Source organism: Paucibacter sp. KBW04, from assembly GCF_003852425.1.
GTDB lineage: Bacteria > Pseudomonadota > Gammaproteobacteria > Burkholderiales > Burkholderiaceae_C > Paucibacter_A.
Genome location: NZ_QAJN01000010.1, coordinates 92,459 through 115,729, shown reverse-complemented (window position 1 = coordinate 115,729; position 23,271 = coordinate 92,459). Strand labels below are relative to the sequence as shown.

General features: G+C 61.8%; 30 protein-coding genes. 18 read left to right on the top strand and 12 right to left on the bottom strand.

The window, feature by feature from the left end:
• Positions 1-2: 2 nt before the first annotated feature.
• Entirely contained in the window at positions 3-686 is a 684-nt protein-coding gene (gene rsxB / locus DBR47_RS12555) for an electron transport complex subunit RsxB (RefSeq protein ID WP_124451041.1), read from the top strand.
• 6 nt (positions 687-692) lie between these two features.
• On the opposite strand, the gene DBR47_RS12550 is transcribed toward rsxB, so the two are convergent.
• The 4 genes from DBR47_RS12550 to DBR47_RS12535 form a co-directional block, all read right to left on the bottom strand.
• Positions 693-1,493, bottom strand: coding sequence for a ChbG/HpnK family deacetylase (locus DBR47_RS12550; protein WP_197047035.1), 801 nt, complete (start codon positions 1,491-1,493; stop codon positions 693-695).
• Positions 1,494-1,504: 11 nt separating this feature from the next.
• Complete coding sequence (locus tag DBR47_RS12545) at positions 1,505-1,882, bottom strand: GtrA family protein (RefSeq protein WP_124450509.1); 378 nt, start codon at positions 1,880-1,882, stop codon at positions 1,505-1,507.
• On the bottom strand, positions 1,879-2,814 hold the full coding sequence (locus DBR47_RS12540) for a glycosyltransferase family 2 protein (RefSeq protein WP_231512306.1): 936 nt from the start codon (positions 2,812-2,814) through the stop codon (positions 1,879-1,881). The genes DBR47_RS12545 and DBR47_RS12540 overlap by 4 nt, the downstream gene beginning before the upstream one ends.
• A 92-nt stretch (positions 2,815-2,906) precedes the next feature.
• Complete coding sequence (locus DBR47_RS12535; RefSeq protein WP_231512280.1) at positions 2,907-4,352, bottom strand: glycosyltransferase family 39 protein; 1,446 nt, start codon at positions 4,350-4,352, stop codon at positions 2,907-2,909.
• 105 nt (positions 4,353-4,457) lie between these two features.
• Between DBR47_RS12535 and nth the strand changes: the two genes are divergently transcribed.
• The 4 genes from nth (at position 4,458) to DBR47_RS12515 (ending at position 6,397) form a co-directional block, all read left to right on the top strand.
• The gene (nth, locus tag DBR47_RS12530; RefSeq protein WP_124450503.1) at positions 4,458-5,102 is read left to right on the top strand and encodes an endonuclease III; all 645 of its coding nucleotides are present in this window, start codon (positions 4,458-4,460) and stop codon (positions 5,100-5,102) included.
• A gap of 16 nt (positions 5,103-5,118) precedes the next feature.
• The gene (locus DBR47_RS12525; RefSeq protein WP_124450501.1) at positions 5,119-5,337 is read left to right on the top strand and encodes a DUF904 domain-containing protein; all 219 of its coding nucleotides are present in this window, start codon (positions 5,119-5,121) and stop codon (positions 5,335-5,337) included.
• Positions 5,334-5,678 (top strand): cell division protein ZapA, encoded by a 345-nt coding sequence (locus tag DBR47_RS12520; RefSeq protein ID WP_124450499.1) that lies wholly within the window; start codon positions 5,334-5,336, stop codon positions 5,676-5,678. The genes DBR47_RS12525 and DBR47_RS12520 overlap by 4 nt, the downstream gene beginning before the upstream one ends.
• 257 nt (positions 5,679-5,935) lie before the next feature.
• Positions 5,936-6,397: an EVE domain-containing protein gene (locus DBR47_RS12515; protein ID WP_124450497.1), complete on the top strand. Its 462-nt coding sequence runs from the start codon at positions 5,936-5,938 to the stop codon at positions 6,395-6,397.
• A gap of 11 nt (positions 6,398-6,408) precedes the next feature.
• On the opposite strand, the gene DBR47_RS12510 is transcribed toward DBR47_RS12515, so the two are convergent.
• Positions 6,409-7,431, bottom strand: a complete 1,023-nt coding sequence (locus DBR47_RS12510) for a GGDEF domain-containing protein (RefSeq protein ID WP_124450495.1) — start codon at positions 7,429-7,431, stop codon at positions 6,409-6,411.
• Here DBR47_RS12510 and DBR47_RS12505 point away from each other — a divergent pair.
• The 7 genes from DBR47_RS12505 to DBR47_RS12475 all read left to right on the top strand — a co-directional run bounded on the left by DBR47_RS12505 (position 7,430) and on the right by DBR47_RS12475 (position 12,803).
• Positions 7,430-7,933, top strand: coding sequence for a hypothetical protein (locus DBR47_RS12505; RefSeq protein WP_124450493.1), 504 nt, complete (start codon positions 7,430-7,432; stop codon positions 7,931-7,933). The two genes, DBR47_RS12510 and DBR47_RS12505, sit on opposite strands and share 2 nt — an antisense overlap.
• Positions 7,843-9,069: an NAD(P)/FAD-dependent oxidoreductase gene (locus tag DBR47_RS12500; RefSeq protein WP_124450491.1), complete on the top strand. Its 1,227-nt coding sequence runs from the start codon at positions 7,843-7,845 to the stop codon at positions 9,067-9,069. The genes DBR47_RS12505 and DBR47_RS12500 overlap by 91 nt, the downstream gene beginning before the upstream one ends.
• A 173-nt stretch (positions 9,070-9,242) precedes the next feature.
• Entirely contained in the window at positions 9,243-9,455 is a 213-nt protein-coding gene (rpsU, locus tag DBR47_RS12495; RefSeq protein WP_007833691.1) for a 30S ribosomal protein S21, read from the top strand.
• Positions 9,456-9,656: 201 nt separating this feature from the next.
• A complete protein-coding gene (locus DBR47_RS12490; protein ID WP_124450489.1) occupies positions 9,657-10,103 on the top strand; it encodes a GatB/YqeY domain-containing protein in 447 nt (148 codons plus the stop codon).
• A gap of 18 nt (positions 10,104-10,121) precedes the next feature.
• A complete protein-coding gene (locus DBR47_RS12485; RefSeq protein ID WP_124450487.1) occupies positions 10,122-10,466 on the top strand; it encodes a TIGR01244 family sulfur transferase in 345 nt (114 codons plus the stop codon).
• 127 nt (positions 10,467-10,593) lie between these two features.
• Positions 10,594-11,202: a TRAP transporter small permease subunit gene (locus DBR47_RS12480; protein ID WP_124450485.1), complete on the top strand. Its 609-nt coding sequence runs from the start codon at positions 10,594-10,596 to the stop codon at positions 11,200-11,202.
• Positions 11,203-11,204: 2 nt separating this feature from the next.
• Positions 11,205-12,803 (top strand): TRAP transporter large permease subunit, encoded by a 1,599-nt coding sequence (locus DBR47_RS12475; RefSeq protein ID WP_231512305.1) that lies wholly within the window; start codon positions 11,205-11,207, stop codon positions 12,801-12,803.
• Between the two features lie 58 nt (positions 12,804-12,861).
• Here DBR47_RS12475 and DBR47_RS12470 read toward each other — a convergent pair whose 3' ends face one another.
• The 3 genes from DBR47_RS12470 to DBR47_RS24590 form a co-directional block, all read right to left on the bottom strand.
• Complete coding sequence (locus DBR47_RS12470; protein ID WP_124450483.1) at positions 12,862-13,944, bottom strand: TRAP transporter substrate-binding protein; 1,083 nt, start codon at positions 13,942-13,944, stop codon at positions 12,862-12,864.
• A gap of 133 nt (positions 13,945-14,077) precedes the next feature.
• Entirely contained in the window at positions 14,078-15,502 is a 1,425-nt protein-coding gene (gene pmbA, locus DBR47_RS12465) for a metalloprotease PmbA (protein WP_124450481.1), read from the bottom strand.
• Between the two features lie 153 nt (positions 15,503-15,655).
• Complete coding sequence (locus DBR47_RS24590) at positions 15,656-15,817, bottom strand: hypothetical protein (protein WP_156089047.1); 162 nt, start codon at positions 15,815-15,817, stop codon at positions 15,656-15,658.
• Between DBR47_RS24590 and yjgA the strand changes: the two genes are divergently transcribed.
• Positions 15,816-16,397 (top strand): ribosome biogenesis factor YjgA, encoded by a 582-nt coding sequence (gene yjgA, locus DBR47_RS12460; protein ID WP_124450479.1) that lies wholly within the window; start codon positions 15,816-15,818, stop codon positions 16,395-16,397. The two genes, DBR47_RS24590 and yjgA, sit on opposite strands and share 2 nt — an antisense overlap.
• Entirely contained in the window at positions 16,390-16,983 is a 594-nt protein-coding gene (mog, locus tag DBR47_RS12455; protein ID WP_370454911.1) for a molybdopterin adenylyltransferase, read from the top strand. The genes yjgA and mog overlap by 8 nt, the downstream gene beginning before the upstream one ends.
• Positions 16,984-16,990: 7 nt before the next feature.
• On the opposite strand, the gene cysE is transcribed toward mog, so the two are convergent.
• From cysE to DBR47_RS24715, 3 genes are read right to left on the bottom strand one after another with little or no spacing between them, the layout of a single operon-like run.
• Positions 16,991-17,767, bottom strand: coding sequence for a serine O-acetyltransferase (gene cysE / locus DBR47_RS12450; RefSeq protein ID WP_124450474.1), 777 nt, complete (start codon positions 17,765-17,767; stop codon positions 16,991-16,993).
• A gap of 53 nt (positions 17,768-17,820) precedes the next feature.
• On the bottom strand, positions 17,821-18,594 hold the full coding sequence (locus DBR47_RS12445; RefSeq protein WP_124450472.1) for an RNA methyltransferase: 774 nt from the start codon (positions 18,592-18,594) through the stop codon (positions 17,821-17,823).
• 47 nt (positions 18,595-18,641) lie between these two features.
• Entirely contained in the window at positions 18,642-18,872 is a 231-nt protein-coding gene (locus tag DBR47_RS24715) for a hypothetical protein (protein ID WP_197047076.1), read from the bottom strand.
• Between DBR47_RS24715 and DBR47_RS12440 the strand changes: the two genes are divergently transcribed.
• The 3 genes from DBR47_RS12440 (at position 18,871) to DBR47_RS12430 (ending at position 21,855) form a co-directional block, all read left to right on the top strand.
• On the top strand, positions 18,871-19,806 hold the full coding sequence (locus tag DBR47_RS12440; protein ID WP_231512279.1) for an inositol monophosphatase family protein: 936 nt from the start codon (positions 18,871-18,873) through the stop codon (positions 19,804-19,806). The genes DBR47_RS24715 and DBR47_RS12440 overlap by 2 nt on opposite strands.
• A 358-nt stretch (positions 19,807-20,164) precedes the next feature.
• Positions 20,165-21,178 carry a hypothetical protein gene (locus DBR47_RS12435; RefSeq protein ID WP_197047031.1) on the top strand — a complete coding sequence of 338 codons (1,014 nt, stop codon included), beginning with the start codon at positions 20,165-20,167 and terminating at the stop codon, positions 21,176-21,178.
• A gap of 38 nt (positions 21,179-21,216) precedes the next feature.
• Positions 21,217-21,855, top strand: coding sequence for a M48 family metalloprotease (locus tag DBR47_RS12430; RefSeq protein ID WP_124450466.1), 639 nt, complete (start codon positions 21,217-21,219; stop codon positions 21,853-21,855).
• A 209-nt stretch (positions 21,856-22,064) separates the two neighbouring features.
• Here the strand turns inward: DBR47_RS12430 and DBR47_RS24585 are convergent, their stop codons facing one another.
• Positions 22,065-22,241, bottom strand: a complete 177-nt coding sequence (locus tag DBR47_RS24585; protein ID WP_156089046.1) for a hypothetical protein — start codon at positions 22,239-22,241, stop codon at positions 22,065-22,067.
• 284 nt (positions 22,242-22,525) lie between these two features.
• Here DBR47_RS24585 and DBR47_RS12425 point away from each other — a divergent pair, with 284 nt between their 5' ends.
• Positions 22,526-23,245: a hypothetical protein gene (locus DBR47_RS12425; RefSeq protein WP_124450464.1), complete on the top strand. Its 720-nt coding sequence runs from the start codon at positions 22,526-22,528 to the stop codon at positions 23,243-23,245.
• The last annotated feature ends 26 nt before the right edge of the window (positions 23,246-23,271 follow it).

Below are 23,271 nucleotides of genomic sequence, written 5' to 3'. Positions count from 1 at the left end.
CGATTGGCTCGCAACTCAGGCTGATCGAAGGCCTCAACGCCGCGCTGCCGCAAACGCAGTGCACGCGTTGTGGCTACCCGGACTGCCACAGCTACGCCCAGGCCATCGCGCAGGGCGAGGCGAACATCAATCAGTGCCCACCAGGGGGTGCCGAGGGCGTACAGCGCCTGGCCGCCATCACCGGCACCAGCCCCGTCCCACCACTCAACACCGAGCATGGCCTGGAGTCACCCCGCCTGCTGGCTGTGATTGACGAGGACTGGTGCATCGGTTGCACCTTGTGCATCAAGGCCTGCCCGGTGGACTGCATCGTCGGTGCGCCCAAGGCCATGCATCTGATCGTGGCCGAGCAATGCACCGGCTGCGAACTCTGCTTGCCGGCCTGCCCGGTGGACTGCATCAGCCTGGTCAACGTCAGCGCTGAGCAAACCGGCTGGGGCGCCTGGAGTCCCTCGCTGGCAAATCAAGCCCGGCAGCGCTACGAATTCCACCAGGTCCGCGAAGCCCGCGCGCCAGCAGAGAACGAAGCACGTCTTATGCTCAAGGCCCATCACAAATTGGAGGGCCTGAGCAAGAACCCCGCCGAAATCACCAAGAATGCGGAGCCCGATGAAGTGGCGCGCAAGAAAGCCACCATCGAAGCGGCCTTGGCCCGCGCCCGGGCCAAGCGCGAAGCCCAGGCTTGAGTTTCCTCAGGCCAGGGGCCAGTCCTCGCTCATGCCTAACTGAACCGACAGACGGGCCAACATCTCGCCCGCCTCGGCGCTCAGCCAAAAGGCCCGCTCCTTGACACGGGCGCCCCGTATCGCGTCGGCCCGCGTCTGGGTGGCAGCAGCCCGGCCCGGATGCGTCATCATCAAGCCACCATCGGGCAGCGAGGCCAGCCAGGCTTCGGCGAGCCGAGGGAACTGGGCCTCAGGGCCGAAGTCATAAACCCCAGCGAAGTCACGGTTGCAACGCAGGCCGACCTGCCTGGCACCGCGGCGCAGTGCGGCCGAGCCCAGCGTCGCGATGATGGCGGCCTTGGGTCCACGCCAGCTTTGATTGCCGGTGAAACGCAAGGCACAGCGCCTGCCATAACGCGAACTCAAGGCGGACAGCAGCGCCTGCCGGATCTGTGGCAGTTGGTGCACATGCTGGTGGCCATCGACATAGTCTGGCGCCCGCTGCATGGCGGCCTCATAGGCATCCAGCTGAGTATTCACCCAGGTCTGAACCTCTTGCGCATCCAGGCGGCGCGCGTAGGCCTGCCCTATCCAGCCCGACAAGGCTCGGCCAGGTGCGTACTCGGCAAACTCGTTCAGGTCCAGGTGCAGGCCGAAGTCGGCAGCGCCAACGCGCTCCCGCAAGGCCGGAGCCCAGGCCGACCAGAGCGGCGACAAGACCATGCAGCTGGTCGCGCTGATGCGACCCGCGTCCAGGCATTCCAAAATGCCTTGGCTGATCGCGTCGTCAAAACCAAAATCATCGGCGCAGATCTGAATGCGCTTCACGCCTGCCCCTGTCATGCAGCCCTCGCACGAAAAGCCCAGAAGCGGCTCAGCATCCAGGTCATGGCGGCCACACCAACTAGCACCAGGATCAGGGCCAGGCGGTACTCCATGCCCAGGCCCAGCAGCAAGGCGTAGAGCAGCTCATTGCTGACAAAACCCAAGACCGCCACCGCGGCAAAGCGAGGCAACGACTCCCGCACCGTGGCCTTCTGCGCGGCAAAGCTGAGGCGATGGTGGCCCGCAAAGCTGACACCAAAAGCCAAGAGGAACCCGGCCACATTGGCCGCCAGGGCCGGCAAGCCCCAGTTCTCCACCAAGGCCCACACCACGCCGAAATGCACGGCGGCGGCCGAGGCACCGACCGCGCCAAACCAGAGCAAGGACTTCACAGCTCCTCCGGCGCGTCCAGCGGGGGCGTCAGCTCCTGCACCAGGTAGAGCGGGCGCTGCTTGACCTCGTCAAACACGCGGCCCAGATACTCCGCAATGATGCCCAGGCACAGCAGCTGCACACCAGCCAGAAAGGTGATGGAGGCCGCCAAGGTGGCAAAGCCGGAGACCGGGTTGCCGAACAAGGTCTTTTCCAGAATGATCCAAAAGCCGAAGAACACCGACACCGCCGAAACCACAAAGCCCAGCAAAGAGACCATGCGCAGCGGCACCTTGCTGAAGGCCGTCAGCCCCACCACGGCCAGCGAGAGCAGGCGCATGAAGTTGAAGCTCGTCTCGCCATGAGCGCGAGCATCGGGCACGAAGTCGATCGCGCGCGACTTGAAGCCCACCCAGGCAAACAAGCCCTTCATATAGCGAGCCCGCTCGGGCAGGCTGCGCAAGGCCAGCACCACGCGGCGGTCCAAGAGGCGGAAGTCGCCAGCGTCTGAGGGCAACTCGAAACGCGAGTCGCGCTGCATCAGCCAGTAAAAGAACTTGGTGTAGCCGCGTCTGGCGGTGGACTGTGAGGCGCGCCGCCCCGTCTGCACACCGTAGACCACGTCAAAACCCTCGCGCCAGGCGGGCAGCATCTCAAGCGCGGTGGCAATCGGGTGCTGGCCGTCGGAATCCATGGTCAGCACCACATCGCCATCGGCCGCGTCCAGGCCAGCCGACAAGGCCGCTTCCTTGCCGAAATTACGCGACAAGCGCAACAAACGCACCGGCAGCCCTTGCTGAATCAGGCCATGAACCACCAACGCGGTTTCGTCCTTGCTGCCGTCGTCCACCACCAGCAACTCCAGACGGCGGGCCTGGCCTTGCAGCTTCGTGGCCAGCTCGGGCAGAAACCAGGCCAGATTTTTAGCCTCATTGAAGGCCGGCAAAACCACGGACAAGAGCCCCGGCTGAGCCCGCCTGCTCACAACAGAGGCGGACGATGAGGACGGAGAAACGATGGGGGAGGTAGAAATAGCTTGTTGCATCAGCGTGAACCGGTCGCGACGCCGTCGTCGCGCAGCAGACATTGTTCCTTGTTACAGACCAGCGCATCGCTGGGGCGCGAAGATTTTTTCTCGACCGGCACGACCTTGAAGGCTGGCGCACCCGGCCGACCCGGCAGACCGGTGTACAACTTGCCTCCGGTATAGAAGAAGGCCGAATACGGCGGCTTGGCCTCGTAGCGCAGCGCGCAATCTTGCGCCGGGCAAGCGACACGGTAAGCGTCGATCAAAGGCTTGTCCGAATGCTGCTGCCCCACCTCGGGCAGCTTGAAAAAGAAGGCCCAGGCATAGAGCGCCGTCCACAGCAGGGCCAAACCCCAGGCTTTGGCGCCGCTCAAGGCCCTTTCTGGCAAAACCATCACCGCCAGCCAGGCCAGCCCAGGCAAGGCCGTCATGGCATAGGTGAAGATCAGATTGCGCGCAGCGCTGAACAGCAGCAGCGGGGCCAGGACAATGCACAAGGCATAGCAAGCCAGCTCCACGCCGCCCGAGGCCTGCAGGGCGCGCTTCAGACTGCCCGAGCCTTGCCGCCAGCGCAGCAGGGGCAAGCGCGCCAGCAAGAGCAGGACGGCCGGCAAGGCCGCCACCACGGTGTAGACCCAGATGATGCCCAGGGGCTGGGCATGGGCGAAGCCGTAGCGATCACCCTTCCAGCCGGGTTGCAAAAACCGCATCACATGCTCGCCCAGCACAAAGTACTGCAAGAAACCCGGCGTCTTGATCTCGGCCAGGATGTACCAGGGCAAGGACAGCCCCAAGCAGATCAACCAGACCGAAGGATCGCGCAGCACGGCCAGCACCACAGCCCAATGCTTGCGCCAGCCCGCGTGAATCAGAATCGGCAGCAAGGCCAGCACGGCCGCCGCCGGCCCCTTGGTCAACAAGGCCAAGGCCATGCCAAAACCCAGGATCCGAGCCGCCCGTTGACGCGCCCTGCCCTCGCTATTCAAAACCCGCCACCAGGCGGCCTGCACCAGCATGACGCAAGCTCCCAGGGTGGCGTCGGTCATCACCGCGCCTGCGCTGATGAAGAACAAGGGGCTCAGGCTCAGCACGGTCAACACAGCAGCGATTTGCAAGCAGCTCAGGCTGCCGCGCAACATCCAGGCCAGAGCGCCCAAACTCATCAAACTCCAGCCCACGGCGGGCAGACGCGCCGCCCATTCGCTGACCTTAAAGACCTGCATGCTCAGCGCCTGGCTCCAGGTCGACAGCGGTGGTTTGGCCCAAAACACCTCATCGGGTGTGATGTGCGGGCTCACCCAGTCACCCAGCTGAACCATCAGCCGAGCGATCTCGGCATAGCGAGCCTCGGTGTGGTCCGTCAGAGGCATGGTGGCCAGGCTCAGCAGGCGCAGCAGCAGGATCAAGGCCAAGACCCAGAGCCAGGGCCGGACGGAGAGACGCATGTCTTTGGAAAGATTCATGGAGCGAACAATGGAAATGACCTTCTTGAGCAAGGTTTTGCAAGAAGTAACGGGCGCCATCATGCCTGAGCTTGGAGGCTTGGCGACAGAGGACAATAGCTCGCCATGAACGCCCAGCAGATCCAGACCTTTTTCTCCACCCTGAGAGCCGCCAATCCCTCGCCGCAGACCGAGCTGGAATACGCCAGCGTGTTTGAGCTGCTCAGCGCCGTGTTGCTGTCCGCCCAGGCCACCGACGTAGGGGTCAACAAGGCAACGCGGCGACTGTTCCCCGTGGCCAATACGCCCCAAAAGATTCTCGCCCTGGGATTGGAGGGTTTGAGCGAATACATCCGCACCATCGGCCTGTACCGCAGCAAGGCCAAGCATTTGATGGCGACCTGCCAGATCTTGGTCGACCAGCACGGCGGCCAGGTGCCACGCAGCCGTGAAGCCTTGGAAGCCTTGCCCGGCGTGGGCCGCAAAACCGCCAATGTGGTCTTGAACGTCGCCTTTGGCGAGCCCACCATGGCCGTGGACACTCATCTATTCCGGGTCAGCAATCGCACCGGTCTGGCGCCAGGCAAAACGCCGCTGGCCGTGGAGATGGGCCTGCTCAAACGCATCCCGGCCGAATTCATGGTCGACGCCCACCACTGGCTGATTCTTCACGGTCGCTATGTGTGCAAAGCACGTCAGCCTTTGTGCAGCGCCTGCACGGTTTCCAGCCAGTGCGACCATGGTCGCCGCCTACAATCCATCCTTGACTAGATAGCCACGGGAAGCCATGCCAAGCCTCACCGATTTGCTGGAACGCGTTGAGCGTTTGCTGCTGCGACACGATGAACTGAAACGCACCAATGCCTTGCTGCAAGAGCAGGTATTGCAATTGAGTCAGGAGCGCGACAGCTTGCGCTCTCGCCTGAACGCGGCACGCGGGCGCATCGACGCCTTGCTGGAACGCCTGCCCGTCGACAACGAAGCCGGAAAGAATCACTCCTCATGAAGCAGATGGAAGTCACCATCATGGGCCAGAGCTATCTGCTGGGCTGCCCCGAAGGCGGCGAAGCCGCGCTGGCCGAGGCCGTCAGCCAGGTGGATCGGGAGATGTGCGCCATCCGCGACGGCGGCAAGGTCAAGGCGCGCGAACGCATCGCCGTGCTGGCCGCTTTGAACCTGGCCTATCAATTGGCCGAGGATGGCGACAGGCCTGCGCCGGCCACAAGTTCGGTGCAGGCTCAGGCCGACGTTCAGGCCGCTGAGCAAGCGCTGGGCCGCCTGCCCGATCTGGAAGGCTTGATGCGGCGCCTCGATGAGGCCCTGGATCACGACGGACATTTGCTCTGATCTTGCCTGCGAGTCAGTCGCCAGGCCTTAGAATCCGCCTTGTCCACTGCGTTTGCGCGAGTCTTATATTTCCTTGAACCAATGCTCTTTGAGCTCGGGCTTGGAACATTTCCTCTGCAGGTGTGATCATCTCGCGTCAGATGAACCCGAAGCTTGGCTGACCTCGCCCCCCTGAACCCCCGGTTCAGGAATGCGGCTCGCGGCTCGCGGTGGACACCCCCAATTTCCACTCACCCCATCGGTCAAAGGCCAAGCCCTTGAACTACTGGTTGATGAAGTCCGAGCCCGATGAGTGCTCGATCGATGACCTAGCCCGCGCCCCGCAGCAAACCCTGCCCTGGGTCGGCGTCAGAAATTACCAGGCGCGCAACTTCATGCGCGACGTCTTCGCCCTGGGCGACGGCGTGCTGTTCTACCACTCGTCCTGCCCCCAGCCTGGCATCGCCGGTTTTGCGGAAGTCGCCAGCAGCGCCTATGTGGACGCGACCCAGTTCGATCCAAACAGCCCCTACCACGACCCCAAGTCAAAGCCGGAGGCGCCGCGCTGGTTGCATGTGGATGTGCGCTTTTGCCGCAAAACCCGTTTGCTGAGCCTGGTCGAGATGCGGGTCGAACCCCGCTTACAAAGCATGCGGGTGCTGCAAGCGGGCAACCGTCTGTCGATCACGCCCGTTAGCGCAGAGGAATGGCAGGTCTTGCAAGAGCTGCTGGCCGTATAGGCCCCAAGCCCTCAAAGTTCAAAGGGAATGGAGGCCAGCACCACCTGATTGCCACCGCGCCGCTGGGCTTCGCGCACCGCGGCCTCGCTGGCGGCTTGCAACTCGTCTTGTTTGGAGGCGGTATGCGGAAAGCTGGAGACACCCATGGACAGGGACAAGCCCATGTCCTGGCCATTCATGACAATGATTTGCGCCGTGCATTGGCGGCGCAGCTGCTCCATGCGCGCATGGGCAGTCGCCAAGCCCACGCCTGACAGCAGCACCGCAAACTGCGACTCGCCGATGCGGCAGGCTGCATCCATGGCCCGGGTATTGGCCCGCAGCATGCGGCCCATGCCTTCAAGCAAACGCTCATGCGCCGCCTCGCCCAAAGCCTCCATGGTGGCGGGCAAGGGATCCAGGGCGATGATGACCAGAGCAAACTCCCGGTGTTCGCGGGTGGAGAGATCAATCTCGCGCAGTAGCTGGTCATCGAACTGGGCGCGCAGATATAGGCCCGACATATCGTCCCGGCCACTGCCCTGCTGCAACTCGCGTCGAATCTGTTCCAGCGCCTTCTGCTGCTGCTCAATCTGCAACAAGGCTCTTTGCAGATGGGATTCGCGATGCCGCTCTTCCGTGCGTTCATGCCAGACGGAGAGCAAGAAATCCTTGCCGACCGGTGCGCGGGTGACGGTGAACTCACGGCGGCGGCCCGCCAATTCCAGGCGATGCTCGCTCACCACCACCGAGTCCTGCGCCATCACGGCTTGCTCAACCCGGCGCATGGCCACCACCTCTTCGCTGCGCATCAAATCATTGTCATTGCTGCCCACCACGGGCTTGTTGGCAAAGAGTTGATCCAGCCCACCACTGGCAAAAACATAACGCCCATTCGCAACGGCCTTAATGGCGGCAAAAGTATTGAGCGGTTCGGTCAAGCTCAGCAACTTGACGGCCAGGCTCTGGGCCAGTTCAGCATGCTCCCGCAACCACAGCGCAAGGCTGCCCGGCTGGGGTGTTTCCTCATCGTGCGAAGCGGCTGAAATGTCCATGAATCCTCAAGAAAACCAGGGCCGACAAACAAGCCTTGCCGCAAAACTTCGCAGCGATACATCGAATGTAGATGGCATGGCCTTGCATGATCAAGAGGGCCAGACCTTGCGCCTGCTTTTTCCCCCTAGATTGGCAATGTCGCGGCATGGTATCCAAGCCCTTGCCGGTTTACAGGCGATTACGAAAAAACTTTACACAGGTGTTGCATTCCCGTGCGAAATGTCGCCGACCGTTAACGCTGGGCGCCCACACCAAGCCTTGCCCGAGATGATGCAGGCAAACGCGCAATTTGATCCATGGAACACCGGCGGTTTCAGGCCCAAATTGCGAACGCTAGTTCCGCCGGACAATAGCGCCATTCCCGCGAAGATTTTTCGCGACTCTTGCTTCCGTGAACAAAAAGAAAACCCATGCAGTTTGATTTGGTGGTTGTTGGCGCCGGTGCCGCCGGTTTGTTTTGTGCCGGCATGGCCGGGCAGCGCGGCTTGCGCGTACTGGTGATAGACCATGCCGAGAAAGTGGCCGAGAAAATTCGCATCTCGGGCGGCGGCCGCTGCAACTTCACCAACCGTGATGCGGGCCCAGGCAATTTCATCTCTAACAACCCGGCTTTTTGCCGTTCGGCCCTGGCCCGCTACAGCGCGCAGGACTTCATCAATCTGGTGCAACAACACGGCATCGCCTTTCACGAAAAGCACAAGGGGCAACTCTTTTGCGATGACTCCGCCGAACAAATCATTCGCATGCTGCTGGACGAATGCGAGGCCGGTGGCGTGCAACGCTGGCAACCCTGCACCGTCGCGGATGTGCGCCAAATGGAAACGGCCGCCGATGCCGAACCCGCCTTCGAGCTCGATACCAGCCGCGGCCTGGTGAAAACCGCCCGGCTGGTGATCGCCACTGGCGGCCTCTCCATCCCCAAGATTGGCGCCAGCGATTGGGGCTTGCGCCTGGCAAAGCGTTTCGGGCACGCCATTGTTGAACCCCGCCCCGCGCTCGTGCCCCTGACCTTTGACGCCGAGAACTGGGCCCCCTTCTCCGCCTTGTCCGGCCTGTCCTTGCCCGTGGCGGTGAGTACCGGCAAAGGCAAGGAGAAAGCTCGCTTCCTGGAGGACCTGCTGTTCACCCACCGCGGCCTCAGCGGCCCTGCGATTCTGCAGATTTCCAGCTTCTGGCAAGAAGGTCAGGCCTTGCAAATCGATTTGGCACCTGACCAAGATTTGCAAGAACAGCTGATGAACGCCAAGAACGACTCCAAGCGGCAGTTAGGCAATGTGGTGGCCGCCCTCTTCCCACAGCGACTGGCGCAGGCCTGGATCGAGCGTCTGGGCCTAAGCAGTCAACGCAGCATGCCCGAGTGCAAGGACAAGGATCTGCAAAACCTGGCCCAACAGCTGCAGGCTTGGCAACTCACGCCAAACGGCAGCGAGGGCTGGCGCAAGGCCGAGGTGATGCGGGGTGGCGTCGACACCCGTGAGCTGAGTTCGCAGACCATGGAGAGCAAACGGATACCCGGCCTCTTCTTCATCGGTGAGGTGATGGACGTCACCGGCTGGCTGGGCGGCTACAACTTTCAATGGGCCTGGGCCAGTGCCGCAGCCTGCGCGCGATCATTGCCAATGAATTTGTCAAACTGACAATTTTCAGGCTACAATCTCCCTCTTTGCTGGCAAACCCTGCGCGTCGATTCGCAACACTACTGAAGCGGAATCCGGATAAGCCGTTTCAGACACTGCATCAAAACTAGTTTCGATGTTTTGAAAAAAGTGGATGGCGAACACCGAGCGCATATTGAAGGAACTACCTTTTCATGACCACGATTCGCGTCAAAGAGAACGAGCCGTTTGATGTGGCACTGCGCCGCTTTAAGCGCACTATCGAAAAACTGGGCCTGCTGACCGACCTGCGCGCCCGCGAGTTTTACGAGAAGCCCACTGCAGAGCGCAAGCGCAAGAAGGCTGCCGCCGTCAAGCGTCACTACAAGCGCGTTCGCAGCATGCAGCTGCCTAAGAAGCTGTACTGATTCTTTCCAGAGTCAGCAGGAGCTTGAAGCCCAATCAATTTTCAATTGATTGATCCGGTAACAAGCCTCCTTGAGCTTCCAAAGCTCTCCAGAAGAAGCCCGCACAGGACGCTGTCGCGGGCTTTTTCTTTTTGTGCCTGTTTTGCGCTGGCTTTAACTCTCACCCGACAATCAAATCCAATCCCAACACGAGGAACCACCATGAGCTTGAAAGACCGCATCACCGAAGACATGAAAGCCGCCATGCGTGCCAAGGAAGCCGACAAGCTGACCACCATCCGTGGCCTGCTGGCAGCCGTCAAGCAAAAAGAGGTGGATGAGCGCGTGGTGGTGGACGATGTGGCCTTGATCGCCATCGTCGACAAGCTGGTCAAGCAGCGCAAGGACTCCATCACCCAGTTCATCGCCGGCGGCCGCCAAGATCTGGCCGACAAGGAAGCGATTGAGCTGACCGTGCTGGAAGCCTATCTGCCCCAGCGCATGTCGGCCGAGGAGATTGGCGCCGCCGTTGCCGCCATCGTCACCGAATTGGGCGCCAAGGGTGCCGCCGATATGGGCAAGGTGATGGGTGCCGTCAAGGCGCAGCTGGCAGGCAAGGCCGATATGGGCCTGGTGTCCGCCGCGGTCAAAAAAGCCTTGAGCAACTGAACCCCCACGGAGCCCCGCATGAGCTTGTTGCCCATTCAAACCGTCGCGCCCGAGTTCTGCGTCGCTCCCCAGCTGGCGCCGGAATCGATGCAGGAAGCGGCTGCGGCCGGCTTTCGCAGCGTGATCAATAACCGCCCCGATTTCGAAGGCGGCCCCGATCAACCCACCAGCGCGCAGATGGCCGAGGCCGCCGCGGCCGCTGGCTTGGTTTATCAGCACCTGCCGGTGCAAGGTGGCTATCAGTCGCCCGAAGAGATTGCGGCTTTTCGCGCGCTATTGGACAGCCTGCCCAAGCCCGTGCTGGCTTTTTGCCGCTCGGGCGCGCGTTCGACCAAGCTGTTCATGGCCGCTTCGGCGCTGTGAATACGCCCTCAGTGCTTTCCCTGAAGCTGGGTCATTTCAGGCCTGATTGAGCGCTTGGGGCGATAGGGCTCGCTAAAGTGGCGGACTCGTTGCGCATGCAGCGAGTCCGTTTTCTTTTGGGAGCGCCATGAAAGCCCTTCTCGCCCTGGCCCAGGGTATAGACAAGATCAGCGCCCGTTTTGCCACGCTCGCCAGCTGGGCGGTTCTGCTGTCCTGCCTGATCAGCGCGGCCAATGCAGTCGTGCGCTATGCCTTGGATTACAGCTCCAACGCCTTTAGCGAGATTCAGTGGTATCTCTTCGCGGCCTGCGTGATGCTGGGCGCGGCCCAGGTGCTCAAGGTCAATGAGCATGTGCGGGTTGACCTCGTTTACAGCCGCCTGAGCGGACGCGGCAAGCTGGGTATCGACCTGTTTGGCCTGATCGTCTTCTTGCTGCCGGTGATGGCCTATCTGACTTGGCTATCGGGCCAGATGTTCTGGCTCAAGCTGAACACCGGCATGAGCCCCTCGGACAGCGTGGCCAGCCTGGGCGCCCTGCCCTATCTCTGGAAGTTGCTCAGCAGCGGCGAGATGTCGGCCAACGCCGGTGGATTGATCCGCTGGCCTGCCGCCTTGCTGCTACCCCTGGGCTTCGGCCTGCTCTGCCTGCAGGCGCTGGCGGAGGTGATCAAGCGCATCGCCTGCTTGAATCAGCAGTTAGAGATGGATGTGCAGTACGAGAGGCCGCTGCAATGATGATGGCGATGGAGAACTTCCCGCCCCTGATGTTTGCGGGGCTGATCATCATCATGCTGATCGGCTTCCCGGTCGCTTTTTCCTTGGCGGCGCTGGGTCTGGCCTGCGGCTTTTTCGCCGTGTCGCAGGGCTGGTTCCCGCCCGAGTTCATGGCCAATCTGCCGCAGAACGTGTTCGGCATCTTGTCCAACGATCTACTGCTGGCCATTCCCTTCTTCACCCTGATGGGCGCCCTACTGGAACGCTGCGGCTTGGCCGAAGACATGCTGGACTCCATGGGCCAGCTCTTCGGCCCGGTGCGCGGCGGCCTGGGCTATTCGGTCATCATCGTTGGCTTCATCTTGGGCGCCATCACCGGCACGGTGGCGGGTCAGGTGATCGCCATGGCCATGATCTCGCTGCCGGTGATGATGCGCTATGGCTACAACATGCGTTACGCCACCGGCGTGCTGGCGGCCTCGGGCACCATCACCCAGTTGGTGCCGCCTTCCCTGGTGCTGGTGGTACTGGCCGATCAGCTGGGTCGCTCGGTCGGCGATATGTACAAGGCCGCCTGGGGACCGTCGATCTTGCAGGTGCTGATCTTCGCGCTCTACACCTTTGCCCTCACCCGCTTCAAGCCTCACTACCTGCCCGGCATCCCCAAGACCGAGCGCTCGCTGCAAGGCTGGGCGCTGTGGAAGAAGTGCTTGCGCGGCATCATCCCCTCGGCGATTCTGATCTTTGCCGTACTGGGCAGCATGGGCGGCCTGCCGGGCATTGACACCGCCGTCTGCACGCCTACCGAGGCGGGGGCCATGGGGGCCGTGGGCGCATTCATCTTGGCGGCCCTGCATGGGCGTCTGAACTGGCCGCTGATTCGCGAGGCCATGGCCGGCACCATGCGCATCACCGCCATGGTGGTGTTCATCCTGATCGGCTCGCGCACCTTTTCCCTGGTCTTCCAGGGTGTCGAAGGCGGCGCCTGGATCGAGCACATGCTCAGTCATCTGCCGGGTGGGCAGACAGGCTTTCTTATTGCCGTCAATATCTTCATCTTCTTCCTGGCCTTCTTCCTCGACTTCTTCGAGATCGCCTTCATCATCCTGCCCCTGCTGGGCCCGGTGGCCGACAAGATGGGCATAGACCTGGTCTGGTTCGGCGTGATGCTGTGCGTCAATATGCAGACCAGCTTTATGCACCCGCCCTTTGGCTTTGCCCTGTTTTATCTGCGCGGCATCTCAGACACCTTGTTCAAGACCGGCGCCATTCCGCGCAAGGTGGCGTCCTCGGACATCTATATGGGCGCCATCCCCTGGGTCTTGATGCAGCTGATCTTGGTGGCCATCGTGATTTTCTTTCCACAGTCGGTCACCGCCTTTCTCGACAAAGAGAAGGCCGTCGACCTCAATCATGCGACCGAGTTGCTGCAAGACCTTAGCCACCCCAATGGCAAGGCCGATCAGGCCCAGACCAATGCCGACGAAGCCATGCGACAGATGAGCCAAGCCAAGCCTGAGAGCGCCAGCAGCGCGGCTAGCGGCATTGGCAAGGCGAGCCAGGCGGAGGACCCGATGGAAGCTGTGCGGCGAGCCTTGCAAGAAGAAGCCGCTAAGAAGTAGTGCGCAGAAAAAAGCCCTGCCAGATCGATAGGCAGGGCTTGTTTTGAACCAGCGGCTCTCAGAGTTTTTGCGATTGCATGAAATCGTCGAAGCCGGCTTCAGTAAAGCGGAACCAGAGGTTCTGGTCGCGGCGGAAGGTACTGAAGTCCTCGTAGACCTTTTTCCAATGCGGGTTCTTGGCCGAGAGATCGCTGTAGACGGCTTGCGACTCCTTGAAGGCGATGTCCATCACCTCCTTGGGGAAGCGGAACAGCTTGGTGCCCGAGCCCACCAATTGCTTGAGCGCCGCAGGGTTCTTGGCGTCGTACTTGGCCTGCATGTCCACATGGGCGGCAAAGGCCGCGCACTCGACAATCGCCTTGTACTCGGCCGTCAGGCCTTCAAAGGACTTGGTGTTGATGAAGAAGTCCACCTGGGGGCCACCCTCCCACCAGGCAGGGTAGGCGTAATACGGCGCCACCTTGTTGAAGCCCAGCTTCTGGTCGTCGTAAGGGCCCACCCATTCGGCCGCGTCGATGGTGCCCTTTTCCAGGGCCGAGTAAATCTCGCCGCCGGGAATATTGAGCGGCACCGCGCCCATGCGCTCCAGAATACGGCCGGCAAAGCCACCCACCCGGAACTTCAAGCCCTTCATATCGCCGACGGACTTGATCTCCTTGCGGAACCAACCGCCCATCTGCGCCCCGGTATTGCCACCCAGGAAATTGATGATGTTGTACTGGCGGTAAAACTCGCGCATCAGCTTCAGGCCATTGCCCTCCACCATCCAGGCCGTCATCTGCCGGCTGTTCAAGCCAAAGGGGATGGCGCAGCCCAGGGCAAAGGTTTCGTCCTTGCCGAAGAAGTAATAGGGCGCCGTGTGCGCGATTTCCACCGCACCGCTTTGCACCCCATCCACCACCTGGCCCGGCGGCATCAACTCGCCGCCAGCGTGCAAGGAGATCTGGAACTTGCCGCCGCTCATCTCGCTCACCTTTTTGGCGAACAACTCGGAGGCACCAAACAAGGTGTCCAGCGATTTGGGAAAGCTGGAGGCCAGCCGCCAACGGATATTGGCCTGCGCATGCACGACGGCAGGCGCGGCCCCCGCCGCCAGCACACCGGCCAGGCCCGCGTGACGAACAAAGGAACGACGTTGCATCAAGGTCTCCTAGTTTGTTGGGAGCGCCCAATCCAAGGTGGGCCTCCGCACAATTCTAGGGTTGAGCTGCGACCCAGACCGGGCGTTTTTGCCGGGGCAAACCCGTGCAGACGCGCGTCAAAAATGCCAGGGCTTAGCTGCCAGCCAGCTTCATGCGGGAGATCAGCAGCGAACCCACGGTCTTGCCGCCCATGGTGTAGGCGTCGCGGCCGATGCCGATGATGTTTTGGAACATTTCCGGCAAGGTCCCCGCGATCGTCACCTCGTGCACCGGGTAGGCGATCTCGCCGTTCTCGACCCAGTAACCACTGGCGCCCCGCGAATAGTCCCCCGTCACATAGTTGACGCCCTGCCCCATCAACTCGGTGACGAAAAGGCCGGTGCCCAGGCGACGCAACATGGTGGGCAGATCATCGCCAGGCGCGGTGAGCCGGCTCGTCATTCGCAGATTGTGCGAACCACCGGCATTGCCCGTGGTGCGCATGCCCAGTTTGCGCGCGGTGTAGGTGGACAAAAAGTAACCCTGCAACTGGCCGGCTTCCACCACCTTGCGGGCACGGGTCGTCACGCCTTCATCGTCAAAGGGCGAGCTGCCCTTGCCCTTGAGTTCATGAGGGTTCTCGTCGATGTCGATATGCGAGGCCAGGACCGGTTTGCCCAGGCTGTCCAGCAAGAAGCTGGCCCGGCGATACAGAGCACCGCCGCTGGTCGCTTGCACCAAGGAGCCCAGCAAACCAGCTGCCGCCGAGTTCTCAAACAAGACCGGCACCTCGGCCGTGGCGACGCGGCGCGACTTCAGGCGGGAGAGCGCACGCTCCGCTGCATAACGGCCGACGGCCTCGGGCGAAGCCAGATCCTTGGCATCGCGCATAGAGCTGTACCAGGCATCGCGCTGCATATCGGCGCCGCGTCCGGCGATGGGGGCTACCGAGATGGAGTGGCGCGAGCTGGCATAGCCGCCACGGAAGCCGCGGCTATTGCCGGTGTAGAAATGCGAGGTCTGGGCCGAGACGGCAGCACCTTCGCTATTGCGGATGCGCGGGTCGGTGGCAAAGGCCGCGGCCTCGCAACGCAGGGCCAACTCGGCAGCGGCTTGGGCATCGATGGCCCAGGGGTGGAAGAGATCCAGCTCGGGGCGGGTACTCGCATCCAGCGACAAGTCTTCCACATCGGGCAAGCCAGCCACCGGGTCTTCGGCGGTGAAGCGGGCGATGTCGAAGGCCGCACGCACCGTGTCGCGCAAGGCCTTGGGCGAGAAGTCCGAGGTACTGGCATTGCCGCGACGCTGGCCCACATAGACCGAGATGCCCAAGGACTTGTCGCGATTGCGCTCCACATTCTCCAGCTCGCCCATGCGGGTGGACACCGACAGGCCACAGCCCTCCGACACTTCGGCACCGGCGTCGCTGGCGCCGATGCGCTTGGCCTCTTGCAGCACGTCTTCGATCAGCTGCTGGAATTGCTCCACACGGTAGGCAAAACCGCTGCCCGACGCCGAATGGGCTGGAGACGAGGCGGCAGTAGAGGCAGGGCTAGAAGGCACGGCGAACTTGGGCATGAATAGGACTTGGGCTGGGGGATTTGGGACTGACGCTGTTGGCAGGCACAGGGCTTGACGCAGGCCCCGGATGAAAAGGGCCGCCTGCAGTGCGGCAATAAATCTCAGAACTAGGGGACAATCATAAGGTCGCGGCATGATGCCGCAGCCATATCAGCCTAGATAGGCCTCTTTTGCCAGATTCAAGGTCGGCCGGGCAAATTGCTTGGCAATCCCAAGCAGCCCAACAAGGCCTTGGCCCTTGAATCCCAGCACCCTGAACTTTGCTCGCTCCCTTTTTGGGGTGAGCCGCAACACAAGCAGCAGCGTCATCATGAGAACACAAGAAGAATTCACGGCCGAAGACGACGACTTCGACAACCGCCCCAGCAAGAGCCAGCTCAAGCGTGACATGCTTGAATTGCAAACGCTTGGCGAAGACTTGCTGACCCTGCCGGCCAGCCGTATCGAACCGCTGGGCCTGCCGGAAATTCTGGCCGATGCCATCAAGGCTGCTAAGAAAATCACCGCCCACGAAGGCCGCCGCCGCCAGATGCAATACATCGGCAAGCTGATGCGCCGGGTCGACCCCGAGCCTCTGCGCCAAGCCGTGGCCGCCTTCAAACTGGGTCATGCCAAGGACAGCCTGGCCCTGCACCAAAGCGAGGCCTGGCGTGAGCGTCTGCTCAAGAACGATAGCGCCCTGCAAGCCTTTATCGAGGCTCACGGCGGCATCGATGTGCAGCAGCTGCGCAGCCTGGTACGCGCGGCCCGCAAAGACGCCGCCCTGGAGCCCGAAAAGCGCAGCGGCCGCGCTTACCGCGACTTGTTCCAGTTCATCAAGACCGAGCAGCTGCGCGTCAATCCCAGCGAGGGCAAGCAGGACGAAGAAGATGAGGACGGCGCCGATGAGTGACGCCGTTCGCATCGGCATCGTCTCCATCAGCGACCGCGCCTCCAGCGGCGTCTATGAAGACAAAGGCCTGCCTGCCCTGCAAGACTGGCTGAGCCGCGCCTTGCGCAACCCCATCAGCTTCGAGCCGCGCCTGATTCCCGATGAACGCGCCCTGATCGCCCAGACCTTGCGCGAGCTGGTGGACGAGGCCGCTTGCGATCTGGTACTGACCACCGGCGGCACCGGCCCGGCACTGCGGGATGTGACGCCCGAGGCCACGCTAGATGTGGCCGACAAAGAAATGCCCGGCTTTGGCGAGCAGATGCGGCAGATCTCCCTGCGCTTTGTACCGACGGCAATTTTGTCGCGCCAGGTCGCCGTGATCCGAGGCAAAAGCCTGATCATCAATCTGCCGGGCCAGCCCAAGGCGATTGCCGAAACCCTGGAAGGCCTGAAAAGCTCGGACGGCGAAACCCTGGTGCCCGGCATCTTCGCAGCCGTGCCCTATTGCATCGACCTGATCGGCGGCCCTTACCTGGAAACCGCCGAGGAGGTCGTCAAGGCCTTCCGCCCAAAATCAGCGCAAAGGCCTGTGAAAGCCGCCTGACAGTCGGCTACTTCACGAGGCGATTCAAACCTGCCGCGTCAAAGGCTTCGGCTTGCTGGGCGTCTTGCGGGACGCAGTCGCCCACCTTCTCGCCCGAAGCGGCGGAGAGTTTGCACACCGCCTGCCACAGCAAAGCGATCTGATGCTCATGGCCGGCGGCGTTGTCGATCAGGCCACGCATGGCCTGGGCTACAGGGTCATCGCCCTGCGACACACCGTAGGCCGAGAAGCCCATGCGAGCCGCAACCTCCTCGCGCTGGGCGTCGGCCTTGGCTTCGATGATGCGCGCCGGGTTGCCCACGGCCGTAGCACCTGCCGGCACCGGCTTGGTCACCACCGCGCCTGAGCCAACTCGAGCACCTGCGCCGACGGTGAAACCGCCGAGCACGCAGGCATTGGCGCCGATGATGACACCGGCCTCCAGCGTGGGGTGGCGTTTGGCGCCCTTGACCAAGGCCGTGCCGCCCAGGGTCACACCCTGGTAAATGGTGCAGCCTTCGCCGATCTCGGCCATCTCACCGATGACGATGCCCATGCCGTGGTCGATGAAGACGCGGCGTGCGATCTTGGCACCGGGATGAATCTCGATGCCGGTGAAGAATCGCGCCAGATGCGAGATGAAGCGGCCCAACCACTTCCAGTCACGGATCCAGCAGCCATGCGCGAGACGATGAAACATCAGCGCATGCAGGCCCGGATAACAGGTCAGCACCTCCCAGCGACTGCGCGCCGCAGGGTCGCGTTCAAGAATGCAGGCAATGTCTTCGCGGATGCGCTGAAACATGAGGGGCTACTTCACAAAGGGACGGGAGGGGGCGGCCAGTTTAGCGGCCCGCTTCAAGCCGCGTCGTCGCTACCCGTTTTGCCCGTAGCGGCCGTGGCGCCAAGTGCCGCGCTTTGCTTGAGCATGGCGCGCGCAATGCCGCGCCAGATATGCACCTCTTCCACCGTCAGCTGGGCGCGATTGAAAAGCTGATTCAGGCGCGGGATCAGTTTCTTGGGTGCGGCCGGGTCCAGATACTCCACCGCCACCAGCGCCTCCTCCAGATGACTCAACAAACCCTGCACGGCCACGGCATCGGCCAGGCGCGGATCGGCCGTGCGGGCCTGCACCGAGAAGCCGCCCAGGGCCTGGCGCCAGTCATAGGCCAGCAATTGCACCGCCTGGGCGAGGTTGAGCGAGCCGTAGTCCGGATGGGTGGGGATCGACAGCACCGCGTGGCAACGGTACACATCCTCATTGCTCATGCCGTAGCGCTCGGAGCCAAAGACCAGGGCCAGCTTGTGCGCGCTCTCGGCTGGCGCCGCCGCCAACTCGGCAAACAAGGCACGCGGCTCGCGCACCGGCGGGCCGAAGTCGCGCGGCGTCATGGCTGTGGCGCAGGCAAAAGTGCAGCCATCCAGGGCTTCTTCCAGCGTGGCCACGATGCGGGCGCGGGCCAGGATATCTGCCGCACCGCTGGCCATGGCCACGGTTTCCTCCTGGCACAAGACATCGGCAAAGCGCGGCGCCACCAGCACCAGTTCGGAAAAGCCCATCACCTTCATGGCGCGGGCGGCGGAGCCGACATTGCCGGGGTGGCTGGTCTGGATCAGGACGAATCGTGTCATATCAACGCGGGCACAGCGTAAAACTAGCCGCTTTTAGGGGATTTCGGTTAAAATAGAGGATTATCCGCAGCATGCGCAGATGAAGACTCCTGCAATAAGAAAATCCGCAAAAGAATTCTTCTTGCCAGCCCCACCGTCTTCGTCAAAGCATCCTGAACGGGATTCGCTCTTTCTCTTCGCCAGTCCACCTCTTCCTCGCAGGCCCTAGGGTCAGCGATGTCGCTACCCCATTTTTCCAAGGTTTCACGAATGACGCAGCAAGCTTCGCTCCATCCCATGCTCAATGTCGCCATCAAGGCGGCGCGCGCAGCCGGTGCCATCATCAACCGCGCTTCGATGGACCTCGATATCCTGAAGATCAACACCAAGTCGCCCAATGACTTCGTGACCGAGGTGGACCAAGCCGCTGAAAAGATCATCATCGAAACCCTGCTGCAAGCCTACCCCGACCACGGCATCCTCGCCGAAGAGTCGGGCCGCGAGCATGGCGCCAAGCATTCTGAATTCGTCTGGATCATCGACCCGCTCGACGGAACCACCAACTTCATCCACGGCCTGCCCATGTACTGCGTATCCATCGCCTTGGCACACCGCGGCGTGGTGCAACAAGCCGTTGTTTACGACCCCACCCGAAACGATCTGTTCTACGCCACCAAGGGCCGTGGCGCCTTCATGAACGACCGCCGCCTGCGCGTCTCCAAGCGCACCCGCATGAGCGACGCCTTGATCGGCACCGGCTTCCCCTTCCGTCGTGGCGACAACTTCAAGCGCTATCTGAAGATGTTTGAAACCGTCATGACCGAGTGCGCCGGCCTGCGCCGCCCGGGCGCGGCCGCCCTGGACCTCTGCTATGTGGCCGCCGGTTACTACGACGCCTTCTTTGAGACCGGTCTGCAGCCCTGGGATGTGGCCGCAGGCTCGCTGATCATCACCGAAGCCGGTGGCTTGATCGGCAACTTCACCGGCGAGTCCGACTTCCTGATGCAGCGCGAAGTGGTGGCCGGCAGCCCCAAGATTTACGGCCAGCTGGTGCAGTTGCTGGCGCCTTACACCCGTGTGATCAAGGAAGAAGACGTGGCCGCCGACGCCACCGGTGAAGGCAAAGATGCTGCCGCCGTGGTGGCTGCCGCAGCCGCTGGTAATGCACCTGCCGCCCCCAAGAAGCGCGCGGCAGTGCGCATCAAGAAGTCTGAGGGCGACGAGACGAACTAAACTCCGTCCCAAGCTTCCAAGCAAAACCAATGTAAAGCCCTCTGATGAGGGCTTTGTTCATTTTCAGAACGCCCTACCCAAGATGAGCCAAGCTCCGGACTTCTCCGCCCACACGCCAGTCATGGCCCATGACCAGCGCGGCCTAGCATTCATGCGGGCTACAGCCTTATTTGAAAACTTTTGGCGGTGCCTAGGTGGAGCCATTTGGGGCCGATGCTCCACGGCATCGCTCTGACCGGTCGCATATGCTTCGCATGGAGCCAAATTCTCAGGCTATGGAGCCTCATTGGAGCCCGTCCACGTCGTTTTTGGCGGAGCGTTTTGACCGACTGAACGGCTGCTTGGGCGAGGCGCGTTGATGGCGCCGCAAGCGACCTTGGCCATCCGCGCTTCGTTTCCGAAGAACGTCTTCGAACTCATGGGCAAGGACGAAAACAGCGCAACCTATGCACTCGGGTGGACGCTCGCGCGATGCCCGAGCCTCGCTGCCATCCTGGCCGAGAGGCTCGCCGGCAAACCCCTCAACGCGAACGAGATTCGGATTGCCCTGCAAACCCATGGGCACGACCGAGGCTTCACCGACATGGAAATCCGCTGCGGCGACGAGCTCCATGCGATCCTCGAGGCCAAGCAGGGCTTCGAGCTGCCGAGCATCGAGCAGCTCAGCCGCTACCGCCCCAGGCTCGGCATCGAACCAGCGGCGCGCCAAGTGCTCGTCTCGGTGTCGGCAGTGGCGCAGTCCATTGCCGCTCGCCGCCTGCCCTCCCACATCGACGGAGCTCCGCTCGTGCACCTCTCTTGGGGCACCATCCGAGGAATGGCAAAGACGGCCCGCAACCAAGCGAGCGGCCTCGAAGAGAAGCTCTGGCTTCGCGAACTGATTCAGCATTTGGAGGGCTTCGCCGCCATGGAAAGAACAAGGGACAACCTGGTCTATGTCGTTTCGCTGAGCTCCGCCCCGATGCGAGCCGATGGTCCGAAGACATGGATCGACGTGGTGGAGCAAGATGGCAGCTACTTTCATCCGGTGGGCAACGGATGGCCCATGCAGCCTCCGAACTACATCGCCTTCCGCTACTGGGGCGAAGTGCATTCAGTCCACCGCATCGAGAGGCACGACATCGTCTTCGACGTGTCCACCGTTGATCCCACATGGATCCCAACCGACGGGGATCACTTCGTCTACACGCTCGGCCCGGCCATGCGGCCCGCAGCGAAGCTCGGGGCCGCCGGCAATGACGACACCGTCAAACGAAGCGCGCGCGTGTGGTGCGCGATAGACACGTTGCTGACAGGCCAGTTTGAGCAACTTGGCCAAGCCCGCGACGAAACCAAGCTCCGATTGGCTGCCGCCGAGAAGAGCGAGGGTTGACTCAGCATGACCATTCCAATCGCCGGTGGCGGCAGCACATGAGCATAATTTACGTATCGCCAGCTTCGCTGAACCCACTGGAACAAGCGCAGCTGCTGGACTGGACGAAAGAGATTCGAGAGCTGGCTTTGCGCTCGAGGTCAAAGAGTCTCGCCAAGGCGGCTCCACGCTTGGTGATCATCGAACTCAATGCGGGGATCTCGAAGAGTCTGACGCACCAAGCCTCCACCAATGGGAGAGATTTCACAATCTCGCGCGACATGCTTCCCATCAACGCGAATCTGCGCCGCTATTTCATCGCCCATGAACTTGGACATGTGGAGGGACACCACTCTTTGGTCAGCTCGGCAGGGGTAATTTTGGCGCTTCTCTCAATAGCTCTCATGTCGGCATACGTCAAATTGTTCAGCGGAAACCCAAAGTCAGTGCTCTCATTTGCCGGCCCGCTCATAGTTGTCGGCATCGCGACCGCTATCGCATACGACAAGTCGATGCTTTTTGAATGGGACGCTGATCGCCGCGCCGCGCGCATGCTGGGTCCAACGGGAACTGCGGAAATGTTGGCCGGGATCGCCTTGATCAAGGCACTCCGCAGCCCGTCGATGAACGCTTTTTACGACAACAAGCGCGACCGACTTCAGAACAAGAAGCCGTCGATCTGGCAACCGCGCGGTTGACTTTCATGGCCGGCGCGCTGGAATGGCCTCAGACAGAGGCCCGCGTTGAAAATTCCATACTCCCTTCCATCGCTTTTGGTTCTGAGCGTCGCGTTTGCCGCCGCCCCATGGATCGACCCGTCAGCGGCTTTTGGCCGTATCGAAGTTGCGCTGGGGTGCACCACCATCTTTTGCATAGACATCGCATTCGCGCCTTCGATCCGCCCCGCTCACAGGGCCGCAGGAGCGGCCTCGCCCCCCATCGCCCCTGCCTCATTGGCGCTCAGGGCGAGCCTAGCGGCCATCGCATTTCTTCTTGTCTGGTTGCCCTGCACTCGAGCTTTCGCGATGTTTGCGTTTGAGGTGGCGTTGATCGCCATGACCGGCTTGGCAGGCAGGCGCGCCATGGTCTTCTCCGACTGATCTCAACCCGGCTGGCCTGGCCAGCTCGACTTTCGATCGAACCCAATTGCTCAGTTTCCGGCTCGCCTAGATCGAGCTCGAATTGCTATGGCTGGCCGGGGCAATTCGAGCAGCATCTCGCCGACCTTGGCCAGCTTGATGCCGGGCCGCTAGATCGGCTCCCGGACCTTCCTCCATGCCCAAGCAGTAGACGACTTAGAACTCGCAGGCGGGCCGCGCAAGCCCCACCCCCATTTCCACGAGAATGTGAAAACAACGGAGGCAACCTATGGCGATGAAAAGACGAATGACGCACATCCCTGCGATGGACTCAGTGTGCCAATTGCTCGTCGAGCTCCAACTCGGTGGGCACCTGGACGGCGTCGAACTTCCTGGGTGGGCCATTGGCACCTCCGTGGATGAGGCATTCAAGGCCGTGCGTTACATCGGAGACGCAGAATGGCTCGAAGGCGTCTATGAAGGCCATGGCCCCCAAGAGAGCGCAGACCGATGGCTCGAAGAATTCTTGAATGGCAAAGAGGTCCTCGACACCGAGGACGCAGGCAAGATCACCGGAAACTCTGGCGAAAGCGAAGATGAGTCGGAGGACGATACGGCTGAGCTTCAACATGCAGTCAGTGATTTCCTAGACAACATCCCCAAAGACTTGGCTGCCAGGTTCAAGAAACGATATGAGCGTGAAGACGGCTTCGAAGCGGCTGCCGTTCAGAACATGCAAGCCGTTGGATTGGCCCTGGGATGCAGCCTAGGGGCTGACGACGAACAGTTCGCTGCAATTGAAACCGAATTCACGTTCCTCAATCCAGAGTCCACGGGAGACCCAGACTTAGCCGTCATGACGACGTATTTCCTCGTCGACTCATCAGAGGCATTTCTCGATGGGTTCGACGTGGACAGCGCCACCCGCGCGAAGGCCGGTGAACGGGTCAAGTCGTTGGTCGCAACGTTTAAGAAAGCCATTGGGACCACTGCTGGCGCCAAGGCTTGATCATGCGACAGGCTCACCTGCAATGG